This window comes from Limnospira sp. PMC 1279.21 (genome assembly GCF_032349615.1).
In the GTDB taxonomy this organism is placed as follows: domain Bacteria; phylum Cyanobacteriota; class Cyanobacteriia; order Cyanobacteriales; family Microcoleaceae; genus Limnospira; species Limnospira fusiformis.
Map to the genome: position 1 here is coordinate 55,811 of NZ_JARPLU010000003.1, position 13,500 is coordinate 69,310.

6 protein-coding genes are annotated in these 13,500 nt (G+C 42.1%); 2 read left to right on the plus strand and 4 right to left on the minus strand.

All coding sequences use genetic code 11. The features are described from left to right. Positions 1–20: 20 nt before the first annotated feature. Together P5683_RS01005 and P5683_RS01010 are read right to left on the minus strand one after the other, a co-directional pair. On the minus strand, positions 21–1,256 hold the full coding sequence (locus P5683_RS01005; RefSeq protein WP_231296435.1) for a glycosyltransferase family 4 protein: 1,236 nt from the start codon (positions 1,254–1,256) through the stop codon (positions 21–23). Between the two features lie 21 nt (positions 1,257–1,277). Beyond that, positions 1,278–2,174 (minus strand): bifunctional 2-polyprenyl-6-hydroxyphenol methylase/3-demethylubiquinol 3-O-methyltransferase UbiG, encoded by an 897-nt coding sequence (locus P5683_RS01010; protein ID WP_006621597.1) that lies wholly within the window; start codon positions 2,172–2,174, stop codon positions 1,278–1,280. A gap of 327 nt (positions 2,175–2,501) precedes the next feature. Here P5683_RS01010 and P5683_RS01015 point away from each other — a divergent pair, with 327 nt between their 5' ends. Beyond that, positions 2,502–3,617: a glycosyltransferase gene (locus P5683_RS01015; RefSeq protein ID WP_315638809.1), complete on the plus strand. Its 1,116-nt coding sequence runs from the start codon at positions 2,502–2,504 to the stop codon at positions 3,615–3,617. A 36-nt stretch (positions 3,618–3,653) separates the two neighbouring features. On the opposite strand, the gene P5683_RS01020 is transcribed toward P5683_RS01015, so the two are convergent. Beyond that, positions 3,654–4,886 carry a glycosyltransferase family 4 protein gene (locus tag P5683_RS01020; RefSeq protein ID WP_006621595.1) on the minus strand — a complete coding sequence of 411 codons (1,233 nt, stop codon included), beginning with the start codon at positions 4,884–4,886 and terminating at the stop codon, positions 3,654–3,656. Between the two features lie 17 nt (positions 4,887–4,903). Beyond that, positions 4,904–6,703, minus strand: coding sequence for an ABC transporter ATP-binding protein (locus P5683_RS01025; RefSeq protein ID WP_006621594.1), 1,800 nt, complete (start codon positions 6,701–6,703; stop codon positions 4,904–4,906). Positions 6,704–7,158: 455 nt separating this feature from the next. Between P5683_RS01025 and P5683_RS01030 the strand changes: the two genes are divergently transcribed. Next, positions 7,159–13,500 (plus strand): Ig-like domain-containing protein (locus P5683_RS01030; RefSeq protein ID WP_315669408.1); only part of this gene is annotated, 6,342 nt, incomplete at its 3' end.

Consider the following 13,500-nt stretch of genomic DNA (forward strand, 5'->3'; position numbering starts at 1 on the left):
TTCAGGTGGCGAAATATTAACTATACTTTTTCAAAAATAATCCGGGAAAACTCGGATGCTGAGTTTTGTTTAACCCAATTTTGCATTGGCAGCGGATCGCCAAATTCCAGGGGATTAGAAATTTCTAAAAACTTAATTAATCCCTTAGCAATTTCTTGGGGTTGGCTAGAATCAACAGTTAATCCCAGATGATACCGTCGCACCATTTCTCCCATTAATCCATAATTAGAACATAGTACAGGTTTGTTAGCTGCCGCCGCCAATAAGAGAATACCACTCATCCCCACATGGCGCTGATACGGTGCTAAAACTACATCGGCAATTTGAAAATAAGCCATAACTTCTGACTCCGGCACAAATTGATAATATCTAATAATTTGAATTGGCTTAGTTTGACAAATTTCGCTAATTTGGCTGTCTAGGGAATTAGCAATGCTAGACTCTCCTACCAGGAGAATACACAGTTTTTGACACAAATCTGCTGGTAAACTAGCAATGCTATCCAGTAGCTGATAGATGCCTTTACGTGCTGTTAAAGCACCAAATAATAAAAATACTCGCCGCTGAGAATCAATTTGGAGACTCTTGCGCCAATCATCTATTATAATTGGTTTGAAATTATCCAATTTGACCGGATCAGGAAGGTAGACAGCTTTAGGTTGACTCGGAAACTTAGGAAACTGATTAAGTTGGGGGACGGCGAAAGGATCAAGGCAAAAAACTGTTTGGAGTTGAGGATTAGCCAAAATGCGTTTTAGGGCTATTTTTTCGCGTAACTGTTGCAGGTAATTTTTCCAAGTGCGATCGTAATGATCTAATTGGTGATAGTGAAAGGTCGGCCGAAAATAAATCCCCGAAAATTTGCAGGGTGATTTTGCCCCAAAGGCTAGGGGAATTTGACAGGTATCAAAATACATAATCAGACAATGATCTGGTCTCAAGTTGGTGGCATACTTGCAGAAAATTTCCCACTCTTTAAAATTGCGACTTAGTCTTTTTAACTTAGATTTTCGGGAGTTAAGATGTTCTTCTTCGGCTTGGGTAATTGGCACAAAATGGATGTCTTGATGATGATCACCTTGACTCAATTCAACTACATCCTGATGTTCATCCAGAAATCGGCAAGACACCACAATTTCCAGATTTTTGGGGATTTTATGGATTTGCCAATATTCAATTAAATGACGAATATAACTGGGATGATGACCTCGAATCGAAAGGTCAAACAGCATCAATTTTTGTGGGTAATTTTTCACGGTTATTTTATCCCCCTAAATTTATCTATATCCGATGATAGTCATACCTCTAAATAACAGGGGGGTGTTGGCTAATTTTTGTCTCAATTTATAAGGAAAAATGTTTAATAAATATTCTACCAACTTAATCACATTAATTGATATACTATTGATGGGAATTTCTAAGTAAATTTTGCCGTTAGACTTCACCCAAATTATCTTAGAAAAACCTACTTTCTTAAAAATATCATACATTTCACTGAGTTTATATTCTTTTAAATGAAAGCCAGTAGCTTGCTGATCAAAGTGGCGAGAAACATCATGGGGACCTGAATACCAATTAGGTGTGATACAAATATACTTACCATTTGCAGCTAAAGTATTGTAGATATTTTCAAGCTGTTCTAGGGCATCATCAGGATGTAAATGCTCCATTAATTGATGACTATAGGCTAAATTAACTGTATTTTTAGGGACGGGAATATTACAACCATCGGAAATAAAAATTTCCATATTATCGGGAATATTCGGTAGTTTAGTAATTTCAGTTGATACATCAACTGCGTAAACTCGTTTGACTCGTTGAGCGACTTCTATGGATAAACTACAATCACCAGGACCTATTTCTAAATAGGTGATTTCTGGGTTAAGAAAACGGGCTAATAATTGCAGACGCTGGTTAACAATCCAAGTTTGAATTTCGGGGCTAGATTTTCGGGTAAGTTGAGGATGATGCGGGACTTTTTGGAAGAGTTGATTATATACCTGAGTGTATAAATGCCCACCCATGCGTTCCTCTCTGGTAGAATTCATTAACTGGCGGGCTAGTTCTTGTTCAATTTCATAATGTTCTCGAATTTGCTCCCAGGTGCGACTATCTCTAGCATCAGTTTTGGGAGTAGAAACCTGAGTTGTATTGGTGTTAGTTTTAGCAGTCATAACTAATAGGTAAAATTGAGGTGATACGAATTGGGTAAAATACGATAAACATTAAATAAATTTCTGAAATTTAGATGTTTATCTTAGCCTAGTTTATACTCAAACTAGGCATAAATTCTACTTATTGTCGGGGTGATACTAGGCGCGGTTATCATAAAATTTGATGTAGATTATGGCACGGTTTTCATCGGAAGTCATCTGTTGATAGTTATCAATAACTAATATATAGTTGCTTTTTTAATAATTAAAGCTAATCATAAATATTTAACAATCAAATCAATATTAATTATTATAGAATAATTAAAGCATTGTTGGGAATTATTAACTATGGCTGTAGTTCAGCCCGATGTGGCACTTTTCCTTCGTTATATCGGCGGAGGTGGTGCGGAGAGGGTTATGCTAAATCTGGGTCGTGGTTTGATTGCAGAAGGCTTGAAAGTAGACTTAGTTTTGGGTAAAGGCTGGGGGCCTCACTTGGAAAAAGTACCACCAGAAATAAGGATAGTTGATTTGGGGGCTTCCGGGGTTTGGGGTACTATTTTTGCCCTGAGAAATTATTTGCAGGAATCACAGCCTAAGTCCCTACTTTCTGCCCTCCATTATGCTAATGAAATTGCGGTTTGGGCAAAACGTCTAGGGGGAGTTTCCACCCGCGTGGTGGTGTCTGAACATAATACTTTTTCGGAGGCAATACAACATACTACTAAACTTAGAAAAATTTTGCTGCCTTTGTTTGTTCGCTATTTCTACCCATGGGCGGATGGAATTGTAGCTGTTTCTCAAGGGGCGGCTGAGAACTTAGCTAAAAGTACGGGTTTAAATAGCGATCGCATTCAATATATTTATAACCCAGTTATCACGCCGGAACTATGGCAAAAAGCTGGAGAAACTTTAGATCATCCTTGGTTTCAACCGGGGGAACCTCCAGTAATTTTAGGAGTCGGAAAACTGGAAGCACAAAAAGATTTTCCCACCTTAATTAAAGCCTTTGCTAAAGTGCGACAAGTGCGACAAGTGCGCCTAGGAATTTTAGGTTGGGGACCTGATGGCGATCGCCTCGAAAATCTCATCCAAGATCATGGTTTAGGAGATGATGCCGCCCTATTAGGATATGCTGATAATCCCTATCCTTATATGGCAAATGCTGCAGTATTTGTGTTATCTTCTCGCTGGGAAGGTTTACCAACAGTTTTAATTGAAGCTATGGCGGTTGGCACTCCGGTAATTTCCACTAATTGTAAAAGTGGGGCCGCAGAAATTTTAGCAGAGGGTCGATATGGTTCCCTAGTTCCGGTGGGCGATACTACAGCAATGGCAGAGGCGATTTTAGCCACCATTGAAGGTAACACTCCGACTGTAAACACCCTATGGCTAGAACAGTTTAGCCAGAAAATGGCAACCCAAGAATATCTGAAAATTTTAGGACTTGATTGCCGCAATTGATCCTAATTATTAGTGGTAATTCATCCTACAATTAGGTTAGGTGATAATCTGATGGAATAGTGATAAATATTGCTGGGCTTGTCTTCCTAGGGGAAATACTTGTATAGCTTTTTCTCTGGCTTTTTCTTTGAGTTTTTGCAGGCGATCGCTATCATTTAATACCCATTTAATCCCCTCGCTTAAATCATCAATTTCATAGGGTTTGACCAGATAACCATTAACTTGGTGATCAACAATATCCTTGAGTCCAGTAGCATTAAAAGCCACCACCGGAGTACCACAGGCTAAGGCTTCAGAGGCCGTTTGTCCGAAGGATTCTTGCAAGGATGGAACAATCATCACATCGGCGGCAGAATAGACCAAAGCCAAAGCAATATCATCAGAGAAACTGCCTAGATAATTAGCTGGAAAACCTAAATCTACTGGGTTTTCCGGTTCCGCAGATCCAAAAACTACTAATTCAAGCTGATTTTGCCACCCTGACTGACTCAGCTTTTGCAGCGCCGGAAGTAGCAAATTAAAACCCTTTCTGGGGTCAGCAGTCGCAGCGATCGCCCCAAATAAAACCAGTTGTTTGTCCTGGGGTAAATTCAGTAAATGTCGGGCGATTTTCGTTTCTATAGGTCGATAAATTTGGGTATCCAGACAGAAGGGAATCACCTCTACTCGCCGCTGTCCAAATAAGGAACTTGAACGCACACAATCCGCCATCCAACTACTAGGAGTTACAATAGTTAAGTTGAGATTTTTCCAGGCTTTAAATTTCCGTTTCCAAACCTGTCGAGATAAATCCCGATCGCGACCACTTTTAAGTTGCGGACATTGACCGCAGGAATTTTGGTAGCGATCGCATCCCTCGCTGTAATGACAACCCCCAGTTAAAGGCCACATATCTTGAAGAGTCCACACTAAGGGTTTATTCAATTTAGCCAAAGTTTCAATCTGGATAAAGCCATTACAAACCCAGTGTAAATTTACCACATCTGGGTTAATTTTAGTTACTCTACTAGCTATGACATCGGGGAACCATTGAGGAGAAAAAAGCAGGCGATCGCGTTTTGGGTAGCGTCTCAGGGGGATACTATTAGCACCAGGACCTAGTTTAGTGATGATACTTTTTTCGGCTATAACAGTGCGATCGCCACTAAATTTTCCCCGCACCAACATTCGAGATTCAACCCCCATAGAAATTAAACCTCGATGTACTCTATACGCGGCTCTAGCCGCACCGCCTTCGACATCAGTTGAACTGAGAATTACTGGTTTCATCTGTGTATTTCCATGGGTTATGATTGAATATTTCCTAGGACAATTTCGTTATAAGTCCCCGACCTAACAATGCGGCCTTTTTCCATGACATAAAGGCGATCGCAATGTTGTATAGTCGTCAAACGATGAGCAATCATAATCATAGTTTTAATTCCACTCAGAGATTTAATAGACTCAGTGACCAAACTTTCCGTCTCATTATCTAACGCCGAAGTCGCCTCATCTAACACCAGAATATCCCGTTCATGGTAAAGAGCGCGAGCAATACCAATCCGTTGGCGTTGACCCCCAGAAAGGCGCACTCCTCTTTCCCCGACCATGGTATTTATTCCATCGGGAAGTTCTTTGACCAAATCCATAAGTTGAGCCATTTCTAAAGCCTGTTGTAGACGTTTATGATCAATTAAATCATCAGCCACCCCGAAAGCAATATTTCTCTCTATTGTATCTGCCATTAAAAAAATAGACTGGGGAATATAGCCAATCATATTTTGCCACGATCGCAAATTATTATAAATAGAAATATCATCAATTTTAATATCACCACCTTGGGGTATTAATAACCCCAGCATGATATCAACTAACGTAGTCTTTCCGGCTCCAGACTGACCAATAAAAGCAATCGATTCTCCCTTCCTAATCGACAAAGAAACGTCGGAAATGGCTGGCGATTCAGAACCAGGATATTGATAAGTTACACCGTCAAAAATAATCTGACCAAAATCTTTATTCTTGAATTTATGGTCAGCTAATTGACTGATTTTTGTAACTACGGTGCGATTTGAAACTTCGCTGTTTTTGAGAGTTTCAATTTCTCGTAAATCATGACTTAATCTTTCTAATACATAGGTCATACTCCGCAATTTACTCACATCTTTACTCAAATTAGAAATAGCTGGTAGTAAACGAATTGATGACAAAGCGAATATACTTAATGCCGGAATAAATCCATCAATATCTTGTCCCAGTAGAATCATAGTTGATGTGATTCCCACTAAAAATAAAATGAGAATTGCCTCAACTAATATTCTGGGGACAACTTGAAAAGAAAGTAAGAAAGTTCCCGCCTCTATATATTCCCGTGATTGCTCACTCAGTTGTTCTTCAAAAAAGCCAGAACAGCCAATTACCTTAGTTTCTTTAATCCCCCCTAAACTATGATTAACAATACGAATTATCGATTCATCAGCATAACTAACACGCTTACCCCAGTATTTAATTTTATCTTTAAAAGCATTCAGGATTAAAATTAAAGGTAAAAACAGAAATATTAAAACAATTACCACCAATTGACTGGTCATCAATAGCAATCCACTCAAAGCTATAATAATCATTAAATTGGCAGCCGAATTGAGTATAGGCATAAGAATATCTAGTGCAAAAGCCTGGGTATAAATAATTATACATTGAATGACCGCAGCACTATCCTTCGACAAATGGAAAGTATAAGGAACAGACAGATATTCTTGGATTAATTTTTCACACAATTTCCCACGAACTTTCAGACAAAACCCAAATACATAGGTTTTAATCTGCCAGTTTAAGAAAGATTTAATAGCAAATAAAGCAATAATAAACAATCCCAATAATGCTATACCGTGGGATGCTTCTGTTAAATTTAAGCCAGCATATATAGAGGCTACAAATTCACTTTCATTGACTAAATTGGGATGACTAGCTAAATTCAAAAAAGGTCCTATCATGCCAATCCCAAATGCTTCCAGCACTGACATGACTACAAATAAAATTACTAAAATTACTAACTGTTTTGGGGAAGCCGGAAGAATGAAAAAAAACCGATTTATAAAATTCTGCATTGTCGCTATATTTGACTCCCAGTGCCTTGGATATTTTTAATGACCAAAATAGACCAGTACCATGATACCCCAGATGATAGCCACCCATTATATGGACTTTACCCTAACTATAGCAATAATAAATGTTATGTAAAGTCTCCTCAACTCTACTTATACCAGTACGGTGGTCGCTCAGACTGTCTGACTAACTACTGATGTATCATACTAGGCTACAGTAACCTCTTGGCTAACTTACTCTCCGGGGTCAAGCCAGAAGGTCTGGTTACATTTCACCCTAGCTTTACAATCAGCACCCTTATTTAAACTTTTAAGTAAAGATTCTGTAAACTACTCCGTATTTTCACGGATATATGACAAAATTTAAAAAATTAAGCCCATCAGTCAGTTGAGACTGGGGCTTTAGCTATTGTTCAGGCAGCTTGCCATCAGCTTTTTAGGTTCCTAGCAACTCACCCATGATTAACCCCACAGCCACCGATATTAACTCAAAGTCCTTCCCCTTGGAATGGCTATTCTCGGCGTTCAGAGTATCCGAAACGCTTAAAACTGGTCAACAGGTAGTAATAATTGACTCCGGGGTTAAAGATTATCGGGAGTTGATTAGTGGCCTTCGCGCGGTGGCAGATGTCATAATTTTGTCCCCCAACAGAGATGGTGTCCTACAGATAGCGGAGACTTTACACCAATATAATACGATCGCACAAATTCATATAATCTGCCATGGCTCACCAGGTTGTCTGAAATTGGGGAATGTGGAACTAACCTCAGAAACCCTCCCCCACTACAGCCAACACCTAGGAACCTTAAACGATAAACTGCACGATAGCTCTATTATCCTCTATGGTTGCCAAGTCGCCGCCGGACCTAAGGGGGAAACCTTCCTTAAACAACTGCATCAACTTACAAGAGCCAATATTACCGCCTCAACTACCCCCACAGGTAATCACCAATTGGGGGGAGACTGGGATTTTCAGATCAACATAGGAAACCCTATCGATACCAATTCCATATTTTCCCCAGTCACAATGGCAACCTACAGCCACACCTTAGCCTTTGAGTCGGACGACTTCAACACCAACAGCCTCAACGCCTGGTGGAATTTTATCACTCCCAACAATAACAGTTCCTACCTACTCACCGGAACAGGTACACCAGATGCTTATGTAGAACTATCAGTCCCTGGTGCTACTGATATGTGGAATAGCAACCGTAGCGCCGCCAGACTCATGCAGCCGGCTCAAAATGAAGATTTTGAGTTAGAAATCAAATTTGCCGCCGACCCCGCCTTAAATAAGCAAATGCAGGGGATTTTGGTAGAGCAAGATAATAATAACTGGCTCAGGTTTGATGTCTTTAAAATTAATTCAGATTTAGCCTTATTTGCGGGTTCAACCCGTAACGGTGGTTCCCGGTCGATGATTCGTATGGGGGTACAACCCGGACAAGCGCGACACCTGAAGGTTAACCGCACTGGGGATGTCTGGACTCTCAACTATTCCGCTGATGGTGTGAGTTGGACTACGGCTGGGAGTTTTACGCAAGCCTTACAAGTCCAACAGGTGGGGTTATTTGCGGCTAATGCTGACAGTTCATCATCTCCTCAGTTTACCTCCCAGGTCGATTACTTTTTTAATACAGCCTCTCCTATTATTCCAGAAGATGGTCAGGTTGTTACTCCAGAACCAATTGAAAATCAGCCACCCATAGCCAATGATGATAACGCTACCGTCCGCACTGGAAACACTGTTACCATTAACGTCCTCAATAATGATAGCGACCCCGATGGTGTTTTAGTCCCGGATACCGTCGCGGTAGTTGACTCTCCAGATTACGGTACTATCACGGTTAACCCTAACGGAACTATCACCTATAGCCATGACGGTTCATCTACCGGTACGGATCGCTTTACTTATACGGTAGAGGATGATGATGGCGCTACCTCTAACGAAGCTACCGTTTTCCTGACTATCGAGGAAAATCAGCCACCCATAGCCAATGATGATAACGCTACCGTCCGCACTGGAAACACTGTTACCATTAACGTCCTCAATAATGATAGCGACCCCGATGGTGTTTTAATCCCAGATACCGTCGCGGTAGTTGACTCTCCAGATTACGGTAATATCACCGTTAACCCTAACGGAACTATAACCTATAGCCATGACGGTTCATCTACCGGTACGGATAGCTTTACTTATACCGTAGAGGATGATGATGGCGCTACCTCTAACGAAGCCACCGTTTTCCTGACTATCGAGGAAAATCAGCCACCCATAGCCAATGATGATAACGCTACCGTCCGCACCGGAAACACTGTTACCATTAACGTCCTTAGTAATGATAGCGACCCGGATGGTGTTTTAGTCCCGGATACCGTCGCGGTAGTTGATTTACCAGATTACGGTACTATCACGGTTAACCCTAACGGAACTATCACCTATAGCCATGACGGTTCATCTACCAATAGCGATCGCTTTACTTATACGGTAGAGGATGATGATGGCGCTACCTCTAACGAAGCCACCGTTTTCCTGACTATCGAGGAAAATCAGCCACCCATAGCCAATGATGATAACGCTACCGTCCGCACCGGAAACACTGTTACCATTAACGTCCTTAGTAATGATAGCGACCCGGATGGTGTTTTAGTCCCGGATACGGTGACGGTGGTTGATTTACCAGATTACGGTACTATCACCGTTAACCCTAACGGAACTATCACCTATAGCCATGACGGTTCATCTACCGGTACGGATAGCTTTACTTATACGGTAGAGGATGATGATGGCGCTATCTCCAACCTAGCCAATGTTAGCATCACCATTCAAGAACCATCAGCAGACCCAAATCCCACCGTTCTTGATATCTGGTATGGTTCAGAACAGAGTTTTGGTCATATTGGTAAGCCTCTAGTTTGGGTCAATATCCTTGGTTACGCTTTCGACCCAGACGGTATATCTTCTCTAAGCTACTCACTCAATGGAGGACCAGAAATTCCTCTTCGTCTTAATGTTCATGGTCAACCCAGGAATCCTCGTTTATCAAGAAATGGCGACTTTAACGTTGAAATTGCTTACACAGATCTCAACCCCGCATCTGATCAGGATGATATAGTTGTTATTACAGCAGTTGATACACTGGGTCATATTGCTACCGAATCTGTCACTATTAAACATGAATTAGGAAATGCTTGGCCGAAAACTTATTCCATTGACTGGAGTGAAGTTGATCAAATTAACGATGTAGCACAAGTAGTAGATGGTCTGTGGACTTTAACAGATGATGGAGTCCGCACGGCTGAAACAGGTTATGACCGCTTAATTGCTATTGGTGACATTGGATGGGATGACTACGAAGCCACTGTTCCCATTACGATTCATGAAACTAATACTAATGGGATAATCGGTCTGTTAATGCGATGGAAAGGACATCAACCTGATGGTGGGACTCAGCCTTATGTTCAGTGGCGCACCCATGGGGAAATTGGTTTTTATCACATGAGCAGTGGCTTGTCTTTAGAAGGAACAACGTTCTTTAATAGTGGCAGAAATATCACGCTGGAAGCGGGGAATACCTACAATTTCAAGATGCGATCGGAAACTGTGGATGATGGTAGTATTTATAGCTTTAAAGTTTGGGAAGAAAACGAGCCAGAACCCGCCGAATGGGATCGTAAATCCTTTAAATCATCATCAGACATCAGAGCCTTATCTCATGGTTCATTGCTGCTAGTTGCTCACTATTATGATGCCACTTTTGGTGATGTTACAGTTGTTCCCTATGGAGAAGAGCGACCTAACCTTGCACCGATCGCCAATAATGATCACACTAGAGTTAGCCAAGGAAATAGTGTTAATATTAGAGTTCTCAGTAATGATGAAGATATTGACGGTAGCTTGATGCCGAATACTGTAACTATCGTTACTGAACCAAATCACGGCACTGTTAGTATTCAAAATGGGGTAGTTACTTACAATCATAATGGTTCCTATACCAGTGGCGATCGCTTTACTTATACCGTCGAAGATAATCATGGCGCTACCTCCAATGAAGCCACTGTATTTCTGGGTATTTCGGAATTAGATTTAGCCTTCAACTCCGATGATTTTAATAGCAGCACCCTCAAGCCAGAATGGAATTTTATTAAACCCCTAGCCAATTCCTCCTATGCTTTAACTGGAACCGGAACAAGTGATGCTTATTTAGAACTTTCTGTTCCCGCTCAAACTGATCTATGGAATCAAAATCGGACCACGGCGCGACTCATGCAACCCGCCGCCAACGAAGATTTTGAATTAGAAATTAAATTCGCTTCCGACCCCACTGTATCCAAGCAAATGCAAGGAATTTTGGTAGAGCAAGATGAGCGGAACTGGTTAAGGTTTAATGTATCTCAAACCGGGTCAGGTTTATCAGTATTCGCTGCTTCTACGACTAATGGTAGTTCCCGTGTGATGGTTTCTGGTTCCGTGGCTGCTGGACAAGCTCGATATTTGAATGTAAATCGACAAGGAAACTTATGGACTCTCAAATCTTCTGGAGATGGTATCAATTGGAACACAGTTGGCAGTTTTATCCGTGATTTACAAGTCCAAGAAGTGGGGTTGTTTGCGGGTCATGCTGGAAATTCACCAGCAATGTTTACCACCCAGGTCGATTACTTTTTCAATATGGCGGCTCCCATTGTCCCGGAAGATGTCTCCCTAGGAAATCAGCCACCCATAGCCAATGATGATACAGCCAGAGTACAGCCAAGCCAATCTGTTGTCATTGATGTGTTAAGCAATGATAGCGACCCGGATGGTGTTTTAATCCCAGATACCGTCACCGTAGTTAACTCTCCAGACTACGGTACTATCACGGTTAACCCTAACGGAACTATCACCTATAGCCATGACGGTTCATCTACCAGTACGGATAGCTTTACCTATACCGTAGAGGATAATGATGGCGCTATCTCTAACCCAGCCACCGTCTTCCTGGCTATCCAAGAAAATCAACCCCCCACCGCTAACGATGATAACGCTACCGTCCGCACTGGAAACACCGTTACCATTGATGTCCTCAATAACGATAGCGACCCGGATGGTGTTTTAATCCCAGATACCGTCACCGTAGTTGATTTACCAGATTACGGTACTATCACCGTTAACCCTAACGGAACTATCACCTATAGCCATGACGGTTCATCTACCAATAGCGATCGCTTTACTTATACCGTAGAGGATGATGATGGCGCTATCTCCAACTCAGCCACCGTCTTCCTGGCTATCCAAGAAAATCAACCCCCCACCGCTAACGATGATAACGCTACCGTCCGCACTGGAAACACCGTTACCATTGATGTCCTCAATAACGATAGCGACCCGGATGGTGTTTTAATCCCAGATACCGTCACCGTAGTTGATTTACCAGATTACGGTACTATCACCGTTAACCCTAACGGAACTATCACCTATAGCCATGACGGTTCATCTACCAGTACGGATAGCTTTACTTATACCGTAGAGGATAATGATGGCGCTATCTCTAACCCAGCCACCGTCTCCCTGACTATCCAAGAAAATCAACCCCCCACCGCTAACGATGATAACGCTACCGTCCGCACTGGAAACACTGTTACCATTAACGTCCTCAATAACGATAGCGACCCCGATGGTGTTTTAGTCCCAGATACCGTCACCGTAGTTGACTCTCCCAACTACGGTAATATCACCGTTAACCCTAACGGAACCATCACCTATAGCCATGACGGTTCATCTACCAATAGCGATCGCTTTACTTATACCGTAGAGGATAATGATGGCGCTATCTCTAACCCAGCCACCGTCTTCCTGACCGTTTCCGAGTTAGACTTAGCCTTTGAGTCCGACGACTTCAACAGCAATAGCCTAGACCCCCGCTGGAATTTTATCAGTCCCAACAATAACAGTTCCTACCTACTCACCGGAACAGGTACACCAGATGCTTATGTAGAACTATCAGTCCCTGGTGCTACTGATATGTGGAATAGCAACCGTAGCGCCGCCAGACTCATGCAGCCGGCTCAAAATGAAGATTTTGAGTTAGAAATCAAATTTGCCGCCGACCCCGCCTTAGATAAGCAAATACAGGGGATTTTGGTAGAGCAAGATGATAATAACTGGGTCAGGTTTGATGTCTTTAAGACTAATTCAGGTTTAGCCTTATTTGCAGCTTCAACCCGTAACGGTGGTTCCCGGTCAATGATTCGTATGGGGGTAGAACCCGGACAAGCGCGACACCTGAAAGTTAACCGCACTGGGGATGTCTGGACTCTCAACTATTCCCCAGATGGTTCAACTTGGACGACCGCCGGGAGTTTTACCCAAGCCTTACAAGTGCAACAGGTAGGGTTATTTGCGGGAAATGCCGGAAGTTCATCATCTCCTACGTTTACCAGCCAGGTCGATTACTTCTTCAATACGGCCGCTCCTATTATTCCAGAAGATGGTCAGGTTGTGATTCCCGAAGATGAACCGCCTGTTATTCCAGAAGATGAACAACTGGAAAATCAACCCCCCACCGCTAACGATGATAACGCCACCGTCAAAACCGGAAACACCGTTACCATTGATGTCCTCAATAACGATAGCGACCCCGATGGTGTTTTAATCCCAGATACCGTCACCGTAGTTGATTTACCAGATTACGGTAATATCACCGTTAACCCTAACGGAACCATCACCTATAGCCATGACGGTTCATCTACCAATAGCGATCGCTTTACTTATACCGTAGAGGATAATGATGGCGCTATCTCTAACCCAGCCACCGTT